Raw genomic sequence first — 21059 nt, 5'->3', positions numbered from 1 at the left:
TGTGTATATAAATCAAGAGAATGATAGAAAAATAATGAGGGAGAATGAAATACTTCTTACATCCACTGGAGTGAATACTAATGAATAAATTAATCATTGCAGAAGACCTCATGCAGGAGCATGAGGTGAAGGGTTATTTTGAGATTTTGCGTGAGAGTGTTATTCGCTCGCGTTTAACAATGACAGCAGTCTTTTTTAAATTAGCTAATTCCTCACAAGGAACTGATATAGAACGTCATCATGTGAATCATCAAATTTCAGCTTTTCTAAAATCAAAAATACGAAAAACAGATTTACTTTTCCAATTAGCAGATGGCGTGCATTGGGGAATATTTTTTCTGCAAAGTAGTGAAGTAGAGGTAAAGGCGTTTTTAAAACGGATTTTTGCAATTCTAAAGCAAGAAAGGGAATTTAGACAAATCGCGTTAAAAGCCTCCATTACTGAAATAAGAAATAATAGCGTTAACTTTGAAACTTTGTTAGAAAAAAATAAACAAAAACTAGCAAATAGCGAACAGCCGACTTGGTCAATAGAACAGATTACAGATTATAGTGAACAACCAACTGAGCAAGTAAAGGTAAGCATTATTGAACAAAATGCAATTTTTAGAAAAGTGCTAGAAACAACGCTCAATCACTTAGACATTCCTCATTTTACTTTAGACGTGGCTACATATGAAGATGGCTATAGTTTTTTACAGTCCGATAGTTATAAAACAGGTCATATGCATTTAGTTGTGATGAACGATATTTTACCACGTAAAAATGGCTTAGAAATTTTGCACATTTTGCGAGAAATGCCGAATGAGAAAAAATTCATCATTTATATGATGTCAGAACGAAACTCTGAAGGGGCGACACTGAATGCTTATGAAGGTGGCGTCGATGAATATATCGTAAAACCATTTAATTTACGTTTGTTAGAAGCAAAAATTAAGCGAACTTTTGCGAGGTTTTGGCTATGATCAAGCTGTCGCTTTCTTTTCTTTTAACGGTCATCGTTGTTTTATTAGTAGTTCTATTTATATTTACGATATATCTACTTTTTCAGCGTCAACGGGAGATTCGTTTTGCAGAAATGCGTGATACTTTTTTACAAAACTATTCACAGCATTGGTACAACTATTTAATCAATGATGAAATTTTCTCTATAGTGCTTGTACCCCGCCAAAGAGCTCAAGTAGCAGCTGTAGAAATAATCTTTTCATCTTATTTGAAAAATATCATGAATGACAAAGTTGAACATAAAATCAAAGAGTTTTCTAATCTCTATTTAAAACAGTTTTATGAAAAGGATTTAGCAAGTAAACGTTGGAGCATTAGGATGAATGCTTTATATCGTATTGCTGATTTGCAGATAGAGGATTTATTAGATACTTGTCAACAATTCGAGAAAACCAAAATTTCGGAAGAAGAATATTTTCAGCTGTTAAAAATATACTCTCTCTTTCAACCAGAATTGTTTATCGGAAAAATTAAAGAATCGAGCGTTCATTATTCTGAAAGCGAATATAGAAGATTATTTGTATTGTTAGAGGATGACGTATTTATTCGATTATTTGAAGACTTTGATAGTTGGACGAAAAATATCCAATTTGCTGTAATTGATACTGCGGCTGTAAAAAGAAATATGCAGTATATTGATAAGCTAAAACAGCTATTAATCCATGAGATTCCAGAAATAAATATAAGAGCATTAAAGGGTCTTTATGAAATTGGTGTAATAGATGAAATAGATCCTTATGTTCCATTTGTGACATCAGATATGTGGGAAGTAAGATTAATGGTTGCAAAAATCTTTAAGCATGTGCCACTAAACTATACCTATGCTTATTTAGAACAGCTTCTTCAAGATGAAAATTGGTGGGTACGCTCACAGGCAGCTAAAACAATTGCAGAAAATAAAGAAGGAATTGCAAAATTACAGCAATTTATGGAGTCCTCAAACGACCAATATGCAATTGAAATGGCACAGGAAACAGTAGTCAGAAAGCAGGGGAACAAATGAAAGTATTTTTAGATTATTGTATGTGGTTCTTTGGCGGCATTATTCTGTTCTATATGTTATTCGTTATTGTTTCATATTGCACAATGTTTGTCATTGCCATGCTAGTTATGCGAAAACGCTATAAATTAGATCCCTCAGAGTATGATGATGCGCATATAGATGCCTTCTACTCAAAACCAGTATCCTTATTAGTCCCTGCTTACAATGAAGAGATTGGAGTTGTAGACACAGTCTATTCATTGTTGAATTTACGATATCCGCAAACGGAAATTATCATTATTAACGACGGTTCTACTGACTCTACGCTACAAACCGTAATTGAGCATTTCCGAATGAAGCCCGTTGATAAAATTGTTCGTACAAATATCCCTACAAAACAAGTTAAACAAATTTATGAATCTGAAATCTATAAGAATTGTATTTTAGTAGATAAAGAAAATGGTGGGAAGGCAGATGCATTAAATGTAGGTATTAATGTTTCGCAATATCCTTATTTTTGCTCTATCGATGGGGATTCAATCTTAGATGAAAAATCATTGCTTCGTGTGATGAAGCCGATTATTTTATCGGATGGTGAAGTGATTGCGGCAGGAGGAAATATCCGAATTGCCAATGGAGCGAAAATGCATCTTGGTTCTGTTACGGAAACGCATTTACCAAATAACTCCTTAGTTATTATGCAAATAATAGAATATTCGCGAGCCTTTTTAATGGGGCGAATAGCTTTAAGTAAATTCAATCTTGTACTTATTATTTCGGGAGCATTTAGTGTGTTTTCGAAGGAATGGGCTGTGGAAGCGGGTGGTTATTCCACGAATATTATTGGCGAAGACATGGAGCTTGTCGTGAATATTCACCGTTTGGTAAGAAAGAAAAAAGAAAAGAAACGTATTGAATTTGTTCCAGATCCTGTGTGTTGGACTGAAGCACCTCAGACATTAGGAGTTTTGCGAAACCAACGTAGACGTTGGCATCAAGGGTTATTTGAAAGCCTTTGGAAGCATAAAACGATGACGTTGAATCCTAAATACGGCTTAATAGGGTTCCTTTCATTGCCATATTTTTGGCTAGTAGAGTGCCTAGGACCAATAGTTGAACTAGGTGGTTATATTTATATCGTAGTGGCATTTTTCTTAGGGAAAATCTATTATGAAGTAGCCATCATGCTGTTACTACTCTTTGTCATTTATGGCGTTATTTTTTCAATAGCCTCTATATTATTCGAGGCATGGATCTTGAATACTTATCCGAGAAAGAGAGATCTACTACGCATGATACTTTTAGCGTTTACTGAAATTTTTTGGTATCGACCACTCACTCTTTTTTGGCGCTGTGAGGGAATGATTCGGTTTGTGCTAAGAAGAAGCGATTGGGGTAATATGAAGCGTGTCGGCATCGCTGAAAAGGAGAAAAGTGTATGAAGCGAATATATATAGGGGTTATAGCCATTCTAATTCTCATACTCACACCTATAGCATGGTGGTATTTAAGCGCTGAAAAACCGCTGAACGTTGCAATTCTAGATAAAACGGTTCCGAATGAAACCTATCGAGAGCATTTAGGTGTGAATTGGTTTTTAAACCATTATAAATACACAATCGATGATCAACCGTATGATGTACAAAAAGATTACTATGGTACGCTTCCGAATGATAAAACGAAGAAAGTGTCAGAAAAAAAGTTTCCGGCTGACTATAGTAATTATGATGTTATTTATTTGGCAGATACGTATGGGGTTTATAAAGATGATTTAAATGAAGAAAAGCGCTTAGGTAAACGCTCAGAAAAAATTGTTGGTGGCTTGGAAATGGATGAATGGCAGTCTATAGTATCCCGTTTAGCAAGCAACAAGAAAAGTATGCTGATCGCTGAATACAATACATTTGCGTCACCTACATCAGAGGCAGTTAGAAAAGAGTTACAGGATTATTTAGGGATTTCATGGTCTGGATGGATTGGGCGTTATTTTGATGAGCTTGATTATCATAAAAACTCAGAAATTCCACAATGGGTCATAGATGAACATGGTGATAATTGGCCATATAAGGGCGGTGGTTTTCTTCTATTTAATGAAATGACAGAAAAGCTCATCGTGCTAGAAATGGACAAGCATGTAAAAACAGAAGGCATTCAGGTGCAATTTACTGAAAAAGGGAAAAAATTCTTTAATACCTCAGCTAGTGCAGAGTATGGCTATTGGTTTGATATTATCACACCTAAATATGCGGAGGATGCACTCGCTAATTATCAATGGGACTTAACAAAAGATGGGGCAAAACTATTAAATGACAACGATATTCCACAGCAATTTGCGGCTATCGTTTCACAGGATAAACGCTACACTACAAGCTATTATTTTGCTGGAGACTTTAACGATATGTCACGGGTACCGTCTCTTTACAAAATAAAGGGATTACCGACTATTTATAAATACGCTGAGAAGTATGCCGATAGTTCATTTTACTGGTCGATTTATATACCAGTTATGCATAAAATTTTTGAAACGTTTGAGCAAAAAGAGGTTCATGACAACGTTAATCATGAAAAATTAAATTATAATGCACGTATTCAAGGAGAGTCATTTGAAGTCTTACGCGATGGAAAATGGGAGCCAATAGTATTTAAGGGCGTTAATATCGGTATGGGAAAACCGGGAGCATTCCCGGGCGAAGCTGCTATTACGGAAGAAGAGTACTATCGATGGTTCCGTCAAATTGGTGAGATGAATGCCAATACGATTCGTGTATATACATTACATCCACCAGGTTTTTATCGGGCACTTGCTAAATACAATGAAGAAAATCCAGATAAACCATTGTATGTATTGCATGGTGTATGGATTAATGAGGAAGGCTTGGCTGATTCACTAGATGCCTATGATGAAGCTACTTTAAAGGATTTCCAATTTGAAATGAAGCGCATGGTAGATGTTATCCACGGTAATACTTATGTGAAGCCAGTAGCTGGGCATGCATCAGGATTATATGATGTTGACGTTTCAAAATATGTTATCGGCTGGGTGCTTGGAATCGAATGGTATCCGCATATGGTTGTCGGTACGAACGAAAAGCACGCTAATATAGGCGAATACAATGGGAAGTATTTTGAAACGAAAAATGCTGCACCATTTGAGCATTGGTTAGCGGAGCAAATGGATCTTATTACTGTTTATGAGAAGGATAAATACAATTGGATCCGTCCAATGAGTTTCACAAACTGGGTAACAACTGATTTACTAGACCATCCATCTGAACCTTCTGAAGATGAAGATTTGGTAGGAGTAAATCCAAATGTCATCTATACGAAAGGTGAGATGCAGGCACCAGGCCAATTCGCTTCATACCATGTGTATCCATATTATCCTGACTTCTTTAACTTCGACAAAAAGTATTTAAATTATAAAGATTTCCGGGGCAATAAAAATAGTTATGCAGGCTATTTAAAAGACTTACATCAAGCTCATCGTATGCCTGTTCTTATTGCGGAATTTGGCATTCCTGCAGCGCGTGGTATGACACATGAAAATGTTTACGGCTGGAATCAGGGGCATATGTCCGAACAGCAGCAGGGTGAAACACTTCAACATTTATATGAAGATATTATGCATGAAGGTTTGCTAGGAGGTCTTGTCTTTACTTGGCAAGACGAGTGGTTTAAGCGAACGTGGAATACGATGGATTATGATGATCCAAATCGTCGACCGTTTTGGTCCAATGCACAAACGAACGAACAACAATTTGGCGTACTAAGCTTTGATAGATTTAAAGTAAAAGTAGATGGCGATACGAAAGAGTGGAAAGGTACACAAATGTACAATACCTCACCTTCTGCTTCCACAGATTTTGCTGTCGATTATGATGAAAAATATTTGTATTTCAAATTAAAAAGTGATGTTTTAGAAAAAGCTTCCCCTCGTATTTTACTTGATGTAGTACCAAATCAAGGGAACACTTCGGCAACATCACTAAAAGATATGACGTTTTCAAATGGTGTAGATTTTATTGTTGAATTAAATAAAAGTGGAGACTCTCGAGTTGTCATAGATGAATACTATGATTTCTATGATTATTTTTACGGTCATAATTTAAATATGATTCCGCCTCGTATGGCAGTTCCTACAAAAAACAGCGGTAAGTTTGCACCGATTAACTATGTGTTAAATAAACAGCTATTCTTACCAGAGCAAAACATTACTACCGACTTTAGTTCTTATGAAACAGGGAAGTTGCTTCAAGGGAATGCCAACCCAAAAGCAAAAGATTATAATTCGTTAGTAGACTATACATGGACAGATGATAATGTTATTGAGCTACGAATTCCTTGGCTACTGATCCAAGCAAAAGATCCAAGTCAGCGTGAGTTTATGGGAGATCTATATAAGGATGGAAAGGAAGGTTCGACTAAAGTCGATAATATTTATATTGGTGCTGTCTTTGTAGATAAAGAGGGCAAGGTTGTAAAATCTCTACCAGAGACAAACGGCCATGTCTTGCCTGCTCTTCCAGCTTATTCTTGGGAAAAATGGCAAACTCCTAAATATGATGAGCGTTTAAAACAATCATATTATATTTTACAAAAATTATTTAAAGATTAATCAATTATGCCTCGGCATAAATGCGTCCGGAATCGGCTTTGTGCTTAGGCCTGCGTGAGGGTCAACACGATGTTGGTCATTTCGGTAATGCCACAGGACGTGGCGCTTTTACCGATGCAGGTCATTTAACCGTTATCGCATGGATGCGATGGTTTTAGGCTAACATCCCCTAAGAACTCCTTTCCGATTCTGTGACATCCGCCGGAGGCTTTGGGCCAACAAATGTTTTTTGCGCGAAAGCGTAGTGCTAACGCAGCGTCAGCAGCACCGATGTTGGTTACTCAGTCGTGTGTTGCTGTCGCTTCGCTTTCGCACAGATAAATTGCCACAGGACGTGGCGTTCTTAGACTGAGTTCCTCTATTTCAGCTGGTGTTTGGACAACCGTTGTAAAGTAGCTTAAATCCGCATTCATCTCATCACCTATAGAGGTGGGAGACTTTTGCTGAAAGAAGTTAAATGGAAGCTTAGGATAGGTGAATTTTGCCTATTCTAAGCTTTTTTGTTTTTTGTTAGAAAATGAAAAAGAGTTTTGCAATTCCGTCTATTTTACAAACTGTATATTCTCTCAACTGTTTATGTTAAATTACTAATATTGCATCGGAAAAAGACAGTTGTATTTTTAGGGAGGACAATATAATGAAGCTTAAATTTGGTCTATTGGCAAAAATTATTGTCGCAATTTTATTAGCGGTAATACTCGGAAGCTTTATGCCAGAACCATTTATACGTATATTTGCAACATTTAATGGCTTATTCGGTAACTTTTTAAATTTTGTTGTACCACTTATTATTATTGCATTTATTGCTCCGGGCATTGCACAGCTTGGAAAAGGCTCAGGAAAATTATTAGGTTTGGCAACATTTTTTGCCTATTTTTCAACAATCATTGCAGGTATACTCGCCTTTTTTGTCGCGCGCAATGTGTTGCCTAATTTCATTTCAAATGGTGCTATGGAAAGCATGAAAAACCCGGAGGAATTTTTAGCACAAGCATTCTTTAAAGTTGAAATGCCTCCATTAATGGGCGTTATGTCAGCATTAATTTTTGCGTTTATCGTAGGGATTGGTATGACAGCCATTCAAAGTGATGTTATGAAACGTGGTTTTGAAGAGTTTAATGTAATCATCGAAAAATTAATTTCAGTCATTATTATTCCACTTTTACCATTCCATATTTTCGGTATCTTCTTGAACATGACATTTGGAGGTCAAGTAGCAAAAATCTTATCCGTTTTCGCAATTGTATTCGTGCTAATAATTGTGATGCATTGGGTAATATTACTAGTGCAATATACAGCTGCGGGAATTTTAAATAAGAAAAATCCACTCATGTTACTTCGAATTATGCTACCTGCATATTTTACAGCTTTGGGCACACAATCCTCAGCAGCAGCTATTCCAGTTACATTGCGGCAAGCGCAAAAAACGGGAGCTTCAGAAAAAGTAACGAATTTTACAATTCCACTGTTTGCCACGATTCATTTATCGGGTAGTACGATTACATTAGTTACTTGTTCTTTAGGCGTTTTGATGATGAACGGTATGGATATAGGCTTTGCACAATATATAGGCTTTATTTTTATGCTAGGTATTACGATGGTTGCTGCACCAGGTGTCCCAGGAGGGGGAGTTATGGCAGCAATTGGGTTACTAAAAACAATGCTCGGCTTCGACGAAACAATGATTGCACTAATGATAGCTCTGTACTTAGCGCAAGATAGCTTTGGTACAGCTACAAATGTAACTGGAGATGGCGCATTATCTATGATTGTCGATCGTTTTAGTAAAAAAACGAATTAAGAAAAGCAGAGTGACGGGTAGAACAGAGGTAAAGTCGTGGATAGAACCTCCGAAATCGTGGATAGAGCAGGCAAAGTGGCGGATAGAAACGCCAAAGTCGTGGATAGAGAAGCCAAAATCGTGGATAGAACCGTCAATGTGACGGATGGAAATCAGAGCGACGGAAAGAAGAGCCGAAGCGACGGAATGAAACGTCAAAGCGACGGAAAGAATAGCCAAGGTGACGGATGGAAATCAGAGCGACGGAAAGAAGAGCCGAAGTGACGGAAAGAAACATCAAAGCGACGGAATGAAACGTCAAAGCGACGGAAAGAATAGCCAAGGTGACGGATGGAAATCAGAGCGACGGAAAGAATAGCCGAAGCGACGGAATGAAACATCAAAGCGACGGAAAGAATCGCCAAAACGACGGATAGAACCGCCAATTTGACTAATAGAATCACCAATTTGACTAATAGAATCACTACCTTAAACCAAAAAAAATCGCCAGCTATGGCGATTTTTTTATTGGAATTGAGAAAGACGTGAAAAGAAATTTGTAACGAAGTCTAAAAATATTTTTTCTGATGGTGCAATTTCACGGTTTACAGGTGAAATAATACCGACTGTTCTTGGGATCGTAGGTGATGTAATCGGTACCTTTACGGTGAAGCGGGCAGCTGAATCGTACAGTGAGCTTTCTGGTAACAAGCTGACCCCAATGCCTGCAGCGACAAGACCCTTTAGTGCATCTAAGTCTTCCCCTTCAGAGATGACGTTTGGCAAAAAGCCAGCTGCTCGACAGGCATCCATAGCTACTTTATGTAATATGTATCCATCTGGGAATAATACAAATAAATCGTTACGTAAATCAGCAAGTTGAATACTTTCCCTTTTGGCTAATGGATGTTTTACTGGCAGTAATGCGGCGATATTTTCAGTAAATAATATTGTTGAATGGATCGATTCGTCATGCGGTGGTAGAGGGCCTAAAAAAGCTAAATTTAACTCCCGATTTTTCACAGCATCAATTAAAAAACGATAGGAGCCTTGACGGAGCTGGAATTGCAAATCCGGATATTCCCGCTTAAAGGCTGAAATAACAGTTGGCAATACATAGCTAGCCAAGCTCGTTGGAAAACCGATTTTTATCGTACCTTTAGCAGGATCTAAATATTCTTCAACTTGCTTTGCGGCAAAATCAATGGCTTTTAAAGCAGTAATTGTGTGCTCGAGAAATATTTTTCCAATTGGTGTCAATTTAACATTTCGTCCGACACGTTCAAAAAGTGGTGTGCCTAATTCATCTTCTAAATTAGCAATTTGTCTGCTTATTGCAGATTGAGCAACATGAAGATGTTCGGCAGCTTCTGAAATGTGTTCCCGCTCAGCGACTTCAACAAAATAGCGTAATTGACGTAACTCCACTAGATATTCACCTCTATTAATCGAAAAATACGATTGATTATACCTCAATTATATACTATTTAAGATGAAAAATGATTGTAATTAAACAAATGATAGCTAGCAAGCTTTATTGATTAAAAGAAAATTACATCATCTTTTCAGGTGTGTTGATTAACCATTTTTATACATTCAAAGAGGCTGATTTCCGCTACGGGCTACTCGCTTTCCTGCGGGCGAGCGTCGAGCCGCTTCCTCCGCTTCGCTCCGTGCAGGGTCTCGTCTGTCTCGCTTTCCCGCGGGAGTCGAGTAGCCCTACGCTACAATCAGTTAAAATGGAAATATATTGGCAAAGTGGTAACGAAAAAATCCTTTTATCGCTCAATAATAAACTTATTTTTTCCTAATCAACACGCCTGTCATCTTTTATTATTTATTTTGACTCATTATCGAAAGTTTGAGATATCATTGGTTAAAACGAATGTCGTGTATATAGGTTGATTGGAGTGGAGGCTGGGCGACTCCTTGGGGATCAGCGATAGAGGAACGAAGGCTAAAACCATCACGTCCTGTGATAACGCCTTCGTGACCAACATCCTGTTGGCCCGAGACCAGCGAAGCGGCTCATCGGACGCCCCTAGGAAGCTTTGCTCTGTGCGAAAGCGTAGTGCTAACGTAGCGGCAGCAAATGTTTTATCTGTGCGAAAGCGAAGCGACAGCAACAACAAAGCGCCCAGCCGGAACGGAAATTAACCCCACGTTATGATGGTAAGTCTTAATTTTACGAATTAGTACTCTTGATATTTCTTTCCTTTATTTGATTCTATTCTAATAAAAAAGGTTATAGTATTGGTATTGTTATTTATACTTTCTGTCACAAAACCGCTACAATTGGCGCTTTCTGCGGGGTTTCCACTATGTAGGTAGATGAAATTCATTCTCAATTAGATTTATTTCATTGAAAATGAGGAAAGTTGATTCTCATTGTCAATAACGATTAACAATTATCTGAAAATGCTTACAAACTCTTTGTTTTTAAGGATTGTTTCAGAGAAAAATGAAAGTAATTGAAATGGTTTGCATAGAGAACGATTTTCAGTTAAGATTAGAATGATGATAATTAAGGAATGGAACACCATTCACTGAACACACTATGGAGGTATTTTCATGTCAATTTTAGTTATTAAAGATCTTCACGTTGAAATCGACGGGAAAGAGATTTTAAAAGGCGTAAACCTTACAATTAATACAAATGAAATTCATGCAATCATGGGACCAAACGGAACTGGTAAATCAACACTAGCTTCTGCAATTATGGGACACCCTAAATATGAAGTAACTTCTGGTACAGTAGAACTTGATGGCGAAAATGTACTTGAAATGGAAGTGGACGAGCGTGCTCAGGCAGGTTTATTCCTAGCAATGCAATACCCTTCTGAAATCGCAGGTGTAACAAATGCAGATTTCTTACGTTCAGCTATTAATGCACGACGTGAAGAAGGCGATGAAATTTCATTAATGAAATTTATCCGTGAATTAGATAAAAACATGGAATTCCTTGAGATGCACGAAGATATGGCACAACGTTATTTAAATGAAGGTTTCTCTGGCGGTGAGAAAAAACGTAACGAGATTCTTCAATTAATGATGATTAAACCTACTTTCGCAATTTTAGATGAAATTGACTCTGGTCTTGATATTGACGCACTTAAAGTTGTTTCAAAAGGAATCAATGCAATGCGTGGAGAAGGCTTCGGCTGCTTAATGATCACTCACTACCAACGTCTACTTAACTATATTACACCAGACCATGTACACGTAATGATGCAAGGTCGCGTTGTTAAATCAGGTGGCGAAGAATTAGCACAACGTTTAGAAGCAGAAGGCTATGACTGGATTAAAAAAGAATTAGGTATCGAAGAAGAAACAGAAGAACAAGAAGCATAAGAGGGAGGACGAACTAGCATGACAGTGGAACTTAACTTGCCTGTAACAGTACAGGACGTGCGCTCGTTCTCAGAAGCAAATGGAGAACCGGCTTGGTTTACAGAACTTCGCGCGGCAGCACTAGACAAAGCAACTGGTTTAGATATGCCAAAACCAGACAGAACAAATATTACAAAATGGGATTTCGTAAATTTCCCAACTCACACAGTTGACAGTGAAGGATTTGCTTCACTTGATGCATTACCAGAAGAAGCAAAAGGTTTAATTGATCTTGATGCACAAGAAAATCTTTATGTTCAACGTAATAACACACCAGCTTTCATTAAAACATCACAAGAACTAGCTAATAAAGGTGTTATTTTTACAGATATTTTAACAGCGATTCGTGAGCATGGAGACCTTGTTAAAAAGTACTTTATGACAGAAGCTGTAAAAGTTGATGAGCATAAATTAACAGCGCTTCATGCGGCACTTGTTAACGGTGGTGTGTTCGTATACGTACCGAAAAATGTCATTATTGAACAGCCGCTTCAAGTAGTATTCTTAAACGATAACGCAGAAGCTTCATTATTTAACCACGTGTTAGTTGTTGCTGAAGCAAATTCAGCTGTAACGTATGTTGAAACATATATTTCAACAGTTGAAGAAGCAAAAGGTCAAGCAAATATTATTGCAGAAGTAGTAGTTCAAGATAATGCACAAGTTACTTACGGTGCGGTTGACGTACTTGCAAAAGGATATACTACTTATGTAAATCGCCGTGCACGTCTAGCTCGTGATGCGAAAGTAGATTGGGCTCTTGGCTTAATGAATGACTCAGATACTATTTCTGAAAACATTACACATTTAATCGGTGACGGTTCTCATGCTGATACAAAAACAGTAGTTGTTGGTCGCGGTGAACAAAAACTTAACTTTACTACTGAAGTTCGTCACTGGGGTAAGAACTCAAATGGTCATATCTTAAAGCATGGTGTCATGAAAGACGCAGCACAATCAATCTTTAACGGTATTGGCTACATCGAACACGGTGCGACAAAAGCGGATGCACAGCAAGAATCACGTGTGTTAATGCTTTCTGAAAAAGCTCGTGGCGATGCAAACCCAATTCTATTAATCGATGAAGACGATGTAACAGCAGGACACGCAGCATCTGTTGGTCGAGTGGATCCACTACAACTTTACTACTTAATGAGTCGTGGTATCTCGAAAGCAGAAGCAGAGCGCCTTGTTATCCATGGATTCCTTGCGCCAGTTGTTACGCAATTACCTATCGAAGGCGTTCAAAAGCAACTGACGGAGGTTATTGAAAGGAAAGTTCGCTAATGATGAATAAAGACATTAAAAGCTATTTCCCAATTTTAAATCAGGAAGTAAACGGTCATAAGCTTGTTTACCTTGATAGCGCAGCAACTTCTCAAAAGCCTATTCAAGTGATTGAAGCAATGAAACAATATTATGAATTCGATAATTCTAATGTTCACCGTGGTGTGCATACATTAGGTAATCGTGCTACTGACAAGTATGAAGGCGCACGTGAAAAGGTTCGTAAGTTTATCAATGCTAATTCAACAGAAGAAATTATTTTTACTCGTGGTACTACAACTGCTTTAAATACAGTGGCATCAAGTTATGGTCGTGCTAATGTTGCTGAAGGTGATGAAATTGTCATCACTCACATGGAGCACCACTCTAATATTATTCCTTGGCAACAACTAGCGAAGGAAAAAAATGCAACGCTGAAATATATTGAGCTTGAAGCGGATGGCACACTTAACTTAGAAAAGGTTCGTGCGACAATTACACCTAAAACAAAAATTGTGTCGGTGTCAATGGCGTCAAACGTCCTTGGAACAATTAACCCAATTAAAGAAATCGCTCAAATCGCGCATGCTAACGGTGCTGTAATGGTAGCGGATGGTGCACAAGCGGCACCACACATGAAAATCGATGTACAGGATTTAGATGTGGATTTCTTAGGGTTCTCAGGGCATAAAATGTGCGGACCAACTGGAATAGGTGTACTATATGGTAAAAAGGAACACCTTGAAAAGATGGAGCCAATTGAATTTGGCGGCGAAATGATTGACTTTGTTGGACTTTACGATTCAACATGGAAAGAACTGCCGTGGAAATTTGAAGGTGGAACTCCTATTATTGCTGGTGCAGTAGGTTTAGGAGCCGCTATTGATTTCTTAACTGAAATTGGGCTAGATAACATTGCAGAGCATGAGCATAAACTTGCAGGCTACGCGATGGATCAACTTGAAACAATTGACGGACTTAAAATTTTCGGCCCACGTGACCCAATGAAACGTTGTGGCCTTGTAACGTTTAACCTAGACGATGTACATCCACATGATGTGGCAACGGTTCTTGATATGAACGGTATTGCTGTTCGTGCAGGACATCATTGCGCACAGCCACTAATGAAATGTCTTCAACAAGTAGCGACAGCGCGTGCTAGCTTCTATCTGTATAACACGGAGGAAGATATTGACCGCCTAGTTGCAGGGTTACGTTCTGCGAAGGAGTATTTTGGCGATGTCTTTTAATAATTTAGATCAACTATATCGTTCAGTCATTATGGATCACTATAAAAATCCTCGTAATAAAGGATCTATTGAAGAAGATGCTGTTACGATCGATATGAACAATCCGACTTGTGGAGACCGTATTCACTTAACGCTAAAAGTGACTGATGGTATTGTAGAAGATGCGAAGTTTGACGGTGAGGGCTGTTCGATTTCGATGTCTTCTGCTTCCATGATGACGCAGATTATCAAAGGGAAAAAAGTTGAGGAAGCATTAGAGCTTGCTGAAATTTTCTCTAAAATGATGATGGGCGAAGACTATAGCGAGAAATATGACCTTGAGGATGTTGAGGCACTGCAAGGTGTTTCTCAATTCCCTGCACGTATTAAATGTGCGACATTAGCTTGGAAAGCGATGGAAAAAGGTGTAAAGTAATAAATTTATCCCGAAAATCACTTGAATAAAAGCATGTTTTCATTCAGGGCGAGGGGTTTCGTTTTAGACTAGATAAATAACAATAATGCATGAACGGAGGAGAAACGATGGCTAAAAAAATGCCTGATATTGGCGATTACAAATACGGATTCCATGACAAGGACGTATCAATTTTCCGTTCAAAACGTGGTTTAACTGAAGAAATCGTCCGTGAAATTTCAAATATGAAACAAGAGCCTGAGTGGATGCTTGAATACCGCTTAAAAGCACTTGAAACTTTCTATACAAAACCAATGCCGCAATGGGGTGGCGATTTAGGTGATTTAGATTTTGATGAAATTACGTACTACGTAAAACCATCTGAAGCTACACAAAAATCATGGGATGAAGTACCTGATGAAATCAAAGCTACTTTCGATAAATTAGGTATCCCAGAAGCTGAGCAAAAATACCTTGCAGGTGTATCTGCTCAGTACGAATCTGAAGTAGTATATCACAATATGAAACAAGATCTTGAAGACCTTGGTATTGTGTTCAAAGATACAGACTCAGCTTTACGTGAAAACGAAGATATTTTCAAACAATACTGGGGCAAAGTAATTCCTTACACTGACAACAAATTCGCTGCACTAAACTCAGCTGTTTGGTCAGGTGGCTCATTCATCTATGTACCACCAGGTGTAAAAGTGGAAACGCCATTACAAGCTTACTTCCGTATTAACTCTGAAAACATGGGTCAATTCGAACGTACGTTAATTATCGTAGACGAAGGTGCTCACGTACACTACGTTGAAGGTTGTACAGCTCCTGTTTACACAACAAACTCTTTACACTCAGCAGTAGTAGAAATTGTTGTACGTAAAGATGCATACTGCCGTTATACAACGATTCAAAACTGGGCAAACAACGTTTACAACTTAGTAACAAAACGTACAGTTGTTGAAGAAAACGGTACGATGGAATGGATCGACGGTAACATCGGTTCTAAATTAACAATGAAATACCCAGCTTGTATCCTTAAAGGTGAAGGCGCTCGTGGTATGACATTATCAATCGCATTAGCAGGTAAAGGGCAACACCAACATGCAGGTGCGAAAATGATTCATATGGCTCCAAACACATCTTCAACAATCGTTTCTAAATCGATTGCTAAACAAGGTGGTAAGGTAACGTATATGGGTCAAGTTCGTTTCGGCCCTAAAGCAAGTGGTGCACGTGCTAACATTGAATGTGATACGTTAATCATGGATAATCAATCTACTTCAGATACAATTCCATACAACGAAATCTTAAATGATAATGTTTCTTTAGAGCATGAAGCGAAAGTTTCAAAAGTATCAGAGGAACAATTATTCTACTTAATGTCTCGTGGTATTTCTGAAGAAGAAGCGACAGAAATGATCGTAATGGGCTTCATCGAGCCATTCACAAAAGAATTACCAATGGAATACGCAGTAGAAATGAACCGTCTGATCAAGTTTGAGATGGAAGGCTCTATCGGATAATAAAAACTTTATAATCAATTGATGTGTAAATTTCATATCGATTTGATTCAATTTTAGATTGAAGGAGATGAACTTTTGAAGTTCGTCTCCTTTCTTTTTTGTCTTCAAGGTAAGTACCTAATGTTGTTTTGATGGTTCAAAGAGCCGTTATAAAGTTGAGGAAAAACAGTTGGAAAATCATCATTAGGAACATTAAATGCTATAAACGTTTCGTACATAGATATATTGTCTTTTTCCCTCTGACTCCTAGCCACATAGGCTATTTTATTGTTTTCTGAGTTTGTTACGAATAACTGCGATTCGTCATTAGATAACGGTACCCAATTACGTTCGAAAAATGGTAATAAAGCATTTATATGCCCCAATGTACGATTAATATAGTGGAAGTTTCCTAGAAAATTATCAAAAATTGATTGGGTTAAGTATTCACCCAACATTTGAGGGGATGTTAATAGAGAAGGTTGTAATGGATCTTGATGATCGTAATTTTGAGTTTCCCTATTAATAAGTGTTATCTCGGGGCTTTTTGAAAAAAAAACAAAAACCACACAGCGTGATTTTGCTCGTCTGCTGCTGCACGTCGAAATCTTTCTTTAATCATTGGATCATTTGCTTTATCTGCTATATCTAAATAAGAATCAACGGTTTCTTGTTCATCTTTAAAAGCAAATTCTATTCCGGCCTTATAGTTGTCCGGACATTCCTCAATTATTTGATATGAGGGCTTTTTTCCTGTTAAATTCGTATAAATTTTGCTGAATTCCTCGAGATGGCGTATTTCATCCTTTTGTATCTCAAGTATTCTATACTTTTCATCCTCAGAAGGTGCGATCTTAGCTAACTTCTCATAACAAGCAGTAGCACTATACTCAGCATTAATTGCCTTCTGAATATCATTTACAAGTTGAGTATCGTTTTGCATAGGATAGGTACTATTATGCTGTGGAGCATAATGATAATAGTATTGATTTGGATACATCATTGTCCTCCTTTTGTTTAACCATCAACTTATCTTATGCTTTGTGTATAGGTAGTTGTGCAAAATCATTTCTCGTGTTGCCTCGTTGGGTGATAATTCTGCAAGAATAAGATGGGCATGTCAAGCGCAGCAATGTACTGACCTAGAAATTTTAAGATAAATAAAAACACCTTTCGTTGAAAAGCGGGTATGACACCTTATGTAACCAACGTGAAGGTGTTTTTTCTATGGGACAAGAGTTAGTAATGAAAATGGGTTATAAATTGAATAAAGAGATAGTAACGACCTTGAATTTCTTTCAGTAGTTCTATGCTGAGTAGGTAAATTCTACTTTTGAAATCTTGATGTTTATTTTATGATGATTCAACCGGTGGAAAAAAGAATTATCTCCTATTCATTTAATACAGTAACCTTCTATATTTGATATTTGAGTTTAAACTGTTGGGGCTTCTTTTTATTATAAAGAATCGTCACCCATTGTCCTTCCTCAAAAAAAGCACGATTTTTCGTATATGTCCATACTTTGCTCGTGACAGTGATTGATTTATTTTGTAATGACGTAAATTGTACTGTGAACTTTATTCTACGCCTTGATTCTCCTTTTGCATATGTAATCTCATGGCCAACTGTTCGGTGTGAAAAATCACTGTCGATAATTTGCGCGTTCGTTTCAATCCATTCAATCTTTTGATACTTCAGTGGTAATATCCATAGTGCAACAAAAATGATTAGAAAGAAGATAATTATCCCGATAAAAATGTACATTTGCATCCCCACTTTTTTTCTTTTTTAAACAAAAGACGCCTTTAAAAATAATCAAGTGTTTGTAAACGTGGTAGATCCTTTATATTTAGCGAGGTTTTAACATTTTTAGTTGAATGAAAATTCGTATCCTACATAGTTAAAAACATTGGTAAACCCTATATTTTTTGCTACAGCGATGGAAGGCTTGTTTGAATCCATACAATCCCAATATGGGGTCGAACCTTGGGCCAAACAATCTTTTACAAAATAATGAGCTAACTTTTGGGCTAATTTGTTTCCTTGGTGAGCTTCTAATGTTTCAATGTCAATACAGTGGACATTTTCAACTACAAAGCCTGAAAAACAAAGACTAATAATGTGATGTTTGTAAACGACACAATATCCAATTCCTTCATTCAAGAAACACTCAGGAGAAGACCAAAACGATAATATTTTTGACTGTAAATATTCAGGGTTTTTAATTGTGTTATCGTTAAATAGAGCGTTATCTATTTTTAAAACAGTGTATCCTTCTTTAATATCGGGCTCATTATTTGCTATATAGTTATTTTTATGTAGCTTATAAACTCTTTGCTTCCAACTACCAAGTTCACGATGTTTAAATATTTTTTCAATCGTTTGATTCCACTTTGGATGGTTACCAATACCTTCGAAGTAATGTAACCCCACTTTTTTCGCTTCGGGTACAATTACTCGATCTACAAAACCATTTATTTGATTATTAAATTGTTCATTATCTTCATTCCCTATAAATAAAAATCCATCATTGTTGCCTAACCAAATAAGTGCTGTACGTGGTGTGTCGATATTATCCACAAATATTCGTCCAGGATTTACTCCCTCTACAACTGCTTGAACTTCTAATTGGCCTTGCTTATTCAACAGTTCTTTACACCTGTAAAATTCATTTTGCTGTAGCTCAGTAATCATCTCAATCAAATCCCCTTCGTGTTAAATTTCATATATTTTGACTCATCACCAAAGTTTAGAATGACATTTATAAAAACGTAAATTGTAGGTATAAGTTGATTGGAGTGGAGGCTGGGCGACTCCTTGGGGATTAGCAATAGAGGAACGAAGGCTAAAAGCATCACGTCCTGTGATAACGCCTTCGTGACCAACATCCTGTTGCCCCGAGACCCTGCAGCGAAGCGAAGCGGCTCATCGAACGCCCCCAGGAAGCTTTGCTCTGTGCGAAAGCGAAGCGTCAGCAACAAAGCGCCCAGCCGGAACGGAAATCAACCCCACGCTATGATGAGATAATCCTTTACTTTATCATATGGGAAAATGATGGTAATTTCTATCTTTGCCCCTAAATTATGAGCTGTGTTTTTTTACGATACGTTTATATTTAGTTAGAAAGTGTATGCTATGATAAATGTACATGGAGGAGGGGGTCACATGATTATAGTTGGATTATCTGGATGGGGTGATCATCCTTCGCTTTATAGTGAAGTGACTGCCTCAAAGGACAAATTATTCGATTATACAGGTCACTTTTTAACAGTCGAAGTAGATACTTCTTTTTATGCCATACCTTCTAAAGAAAATGTACGGAAATGGTGTGAGGATACACCCGAAAATTTTCGTTTTGTTGTGAAGGCCTATCAAGGGATGACAGGCCATTTACGTGGTGACATACCGTTTGAATCGAAGAATGACATGTTTAATGCCTTTATCGAATGTGCCAATGAATTTAAACGTTATGGGAAGCTAGCGATGGTGCTAGCACAATTTCCACCGTGGTTTGATTGTCAGGCGAAAAATGTACAATATTTAAAATATATTAGGCAGCAGCTCAAGGGCTTTGACGTAGCGATTGAGTTTCGCAATAAGACTTGGTATGCGGACAATGTCGTGCAGCAAACAATGAGTTTTTTACGAGAGCATCAATTCATTCATACAATTTGTGATGAACCACAGGCTGGCGTAGGTTCTGTACCATTTTATCCTACTGTTACTACGGCTAAGGCACTTGTACGTATTCATGGACGTAACATTCATGGATGGCGCAATGCTGGTAATGCCGAAAACTGGCGGAAGGTTCGCTTTTTATATGATTACAATCGTGAAGAATTGCAGCAGCTTGGACAGCATGTGAAACATCTTCAATCAGAAGTACAGGAACTGTATGTATTATTTAATAATAATTCAGGACTTCATGCTGCGAAAAATGCAAAGGAGTTTCAGGGGATTTTAGCGATTAGAGATGTAGGGTTAGCGCCTAAACAATTAAATATGTTTGAAGGGGAACTATAATGGAATTTATTCTTTTAGCTATTATTGCATTATTGTCTGGATTAATTGGCTCGTTGGTTGGGCTTGGTGGAGGAGTTATCTTAGTCCCAGCAACATTATTCGTTGGATTAAATTTAGGGATGATTCCAGATATCACTCCTCAAAAAGTGGTTGGTTTATCTGTTGTCATGATGATTTTCACTGGACTGGCCTCTACTTTAAGCTATATGAAATCTAAAACAGTGGATTATAAAAGCGGTTGGATATTTTTTATAGGAAGTATTCCTGGAACGATGCTAGGTGCATGGGTAAATAAGGGACTAGATTTACCATCATTTAATTTGTATTTTGGTATTTTACTAATCATTTTGGCGACGATATTACTTGTACGGGATCGATTGAAACCTGTAGAATGGTTTGTAAAAAACGGCATGCAACTGGAATTCAAAGATAAAGAAGGAAATACCTTTGTCTATGGGTATCCCATTTGGTTTGCCATTGCATTAACATTTTGCATTGGCTTTGCCTCTGGATTATTTGGTATCGGTGGAGGCTCGATGATCGTGCCTGCCATGATTATTTTATTTTTATTCCCACCACACGTTGCAGTGGCAACATCGATGTTCATGGTATTTTTATCGTCGATTGTCAATTCAGCGAGCCATATTTATTTAGGACACGTTCCATGGCTCTATACGATTCCTGTTATTCCAGGAGCTTATATTGGAGCAAAAATAGGGGCAGCATTAAATAAAAGAATTAAATCAGATACGCTTGTAGTAGCGCTTCGAGTTATTTTATTATTACTAGGAATTCGTTCTATTATCGAAGGTTTATTGTAATATTGATTTAAAGCAAGTCTTCTACAG

General features: G+C 37.5%; 17 protein-coding genes. 12 read left to right on the top strand and 5 right to left on the bottom strand.

Going from position 1 to position 21059, the window contains the following annotated elements; all coding sequences use genetic code 11:
- The first annotated feature begins 80 nt into the window (after positions 1–80).
- The 5 genes from AMS59_RS13335 (at position 81) to AMS59_RS13315 (ending at position 8403) form a co-directional block, all read left to right on the top strand.
- A complete protein-coding gene (locus AMS59_RS13335; RefSeq protein ID WP_053484235.1) occupies positions 81–965 on the top strand; it encodes a response regulator in 885 nt (294 codons plus the stop codon).
- Positions 962–2008 (top strand): HEAT repeat domain-containing protein, encoded by a 1047-nt coding sequence (locus AMS59_RS13330; protein WP_053484234.1) that lies wholly within the window; start codon positions 962–964, stop codon positions 2006–2008. Before AMS59_RS13335 ends, AMS59_RS13330 begins: the two co-directional genes overlap by 4 nt.
- Positions 2005–3429 (top strand): glycosyltransferase, encoded by a 1425-nt coding sequence (locus tag AMS59_RS13325; protein ID WP_053484233.1) that lies wholly within the window; start codon positions 2005–2007, stop codon positions 3427–3429. Before AMS59_RS13330 ends, AMS59_RS13325 begins: the two co-directional genes overlap by 4 nt.
- Positions 3426–6602 carry a hypothetical protein gene (locus AMS59_RS13320; RefSeq protein ID WP_053484232.1) on the top strand — a complete coding sequence of 1059 codons (3177 nt, stop codon included), beginning with the start codon at positions 3426–3428 and terminating at the stop codon, positions 6600–6602. The genes AMS59_RS13325 and AMS59_RS13320 overlap by 4 nt, the downstream gene beginning before the upstream one ends.
- A gap of 637 nt (positions 6603–7239) precedes the next feature.
- Positions 7240–8403: a dicarboxylate/amino acid:cation symporter gene (locus tag AMS59_RS13315; RefSeq protein WP_053484231.1), complete on the top strand. Its 1164-nt coding sequence runs from the start codon at positions 7240–7242 to the stop codon at positions 8401–8403.
- A 194-nt stretch (positions 8404–8597) separates the two neighbouring features.
- Here AMS59_RS13315 and AMS59_RS25240 read toward each other — a convergent pair whose 3' ends face one another.
- Both AMS59_RS25240 and AMS59_RS13305 read right to left on the bottom strand, forming a co-directional pair.
- Positions 8598–8846 carry a hypothetical protein gene (locus AMS59_RS25240; RefSeq protein ID WP_156304657.1) on the bottom strand — a complete coding sequence of 83 codons (249 nt, stop codon included), beginning with the start codon at positions 8844–8846 and terminating at the stop codon, positions 8598–8600.
- Between the two features lie 61 nt (positions 8847–8907).
- The gene (locus tag AMS59_RS13305) at positions 8908–9810 is read right to left on the bottom strand and encodes a LysR family transcriptional regulator (RefSeq protein WP_053484229.1); all 903 of its coding nucleotides are present in this window, start codon (positions 9808–9810) and stop codon (positions 8908–8910) included.
- A gap of 1143 nt (positions 9811–10953) precedes the next feature.
- Between AMS59_RS13305 and sufC the strand changes: the two genes are divergently transcribed.
- From sufC to sufB, 5 genes are all read left to right on the top strand, one after another.
- Positions 10954–11733 (top strand): Fe-S cluster assembly ATPase SufC, encoded by a 780-nt coding sequence (sufC, locus tag AMS59_RS13300; protein ID WP_053484228.1) that lies wholly within the window; start codon positions 10954–10956, stop codon positions 11731–11733.
- A gap of 18 nt (positions 11734–11751) precedes the next feature.
- Positions 11752–13059: a Fe-S cluster assembly protein SufD gene (gene sufD / locus AMS59_RS13295; RefSeq protein ID WP_053484227.1), complete on the top strand. Its 1308-nt coding sequence runs from the start codon at positions 11752–11754 to the stop codon at positions 13057–13059.
- Positions 13059–14288 carry a cysteine desulfurase gene (locus AMS59_RS13290; protein WP_053484226.1) on the top strand — a complete coding sequence of 410 codons (1230 nt, stop codon included), beginning with the start codon at positions 13059–13061 and terminating at the stop codon, positions 14286–14288. Before sufD ends, AMS59_RS13290 begins: the two co-directional genes overlap by 1 nt.
- Entirely contained in the window at positions 14278–14703 is a 426-nt protein-coding gene (gene sufU / locus AMS59_RS13285) for a Fe-S cluster assembly sulfur transfer protein SufU (RefSeq protein WP_053484225.1), read from the top strand. The genes AMS59_RS13290 and sufU overlap by 11 nt, the downstream gene beginning before the upstream one ends.
- A 107-nt stretch (positions 14704–14810) precedes the next feature.
- A complete protein-coding gene (gene sufB, locus AMS59_RS13280) occupies positions 14811–16208 on the top strand; it encodes a Fe-S cluster assembly protein SufB (RefSeq protein ID WP_031417705.1) in 1398 nt (465 codons plus the stop codon).
- 511 nt (positions 16209–16719) lie between these two features.
- On the opposite strand, the gene AMS59_RS13270 is transcribed toward sufB, so the two are convergent.
- The 3 genes from AMS59_RS13270 to AMS59_RS13260 all read right to left on the bottom strand — a co-directional run bounded on the left by AMS59_RS13270 (position 16720) and on the right by AMS59_RS13260 (position 18882).
- Positions 16720–17187 (bottom strand): ferritin-like domain-containing protein, encoded by a 468-nt coding sequence (locus AMS59_RS13270; RefSeq protein ID WP_082337502.1) that lies wholly within the window; start codon positions 17185–17187, stop codon positions 16720–16722.
- A 414-nt stretch (positions 17188–17601) separates the two neighbouring features.
- Positions 17602–17952, bottom strand: coding sequence for a DUF3592 domain-containing protein (locus AMS59_RS13265; RefSeq protein ID WP_053484223.1), 351 nt, complete (start codon positions 17950–17952; stop codon positions 17602–17604).
- Between the two features lie 105 nt (positions 17953–18057).
- Positions 18058–18882, bottom strand: a complete 825-nt coding sequence (locus AMS59_RS13260) for a GNAT family N-acetyltransferase (RefSeq protein ID WP_053484222.1) — start codon at positions 18880–18882, stop codon at positions 18058–18060.
- 471 nt (positions 18883–19353) lie between these two features.
- On the opposite strand from AMS59_RS13260, the gene AMS59_RS13250 reads away from it, so the two are divergent.
- Positions 19354–20211 carry a DUF72 domain-containing protein gene (locus tag AMS59_RS13250; RefSeq protein ID WP_053484220.1) on the top strand — a complete coding sequence of 286 codons (858 nt, stop codon included), beginning with the start codon at positions 19354–19356 and terminating at the stop codon, positions 20209–20211.
- Positions 20211–21032, top strand: coding sequence for a sulfite exporter TauE/SafE family protein (locus tag AMS59_RS13245; RefSeq protein WP_053484219.1), 822 nt, complete (start codon positions 20211–20213; stop codon positions 21030–21032). Before AMS59_RS13250 ends, AMS59_RS13245 begins: the two co-directional genes overlap by 1 nt.
- Positions 21033–21059: the final 27 nt, after the last annotated feature.

The organism is Lysinibacillus sp. FJAT-14745 (assembly GCF_001275675.1).
Classification (GTDB): domain Bacteria; phylum Bacillota; class Bacilli; order Bacillales_A; family Planococcaceae; genus Lysinibacillus.
Note: the sequence above shows the minus strand (reverse complement) of the source record. Positions and strands in the feature narration are given on the sequence as shown.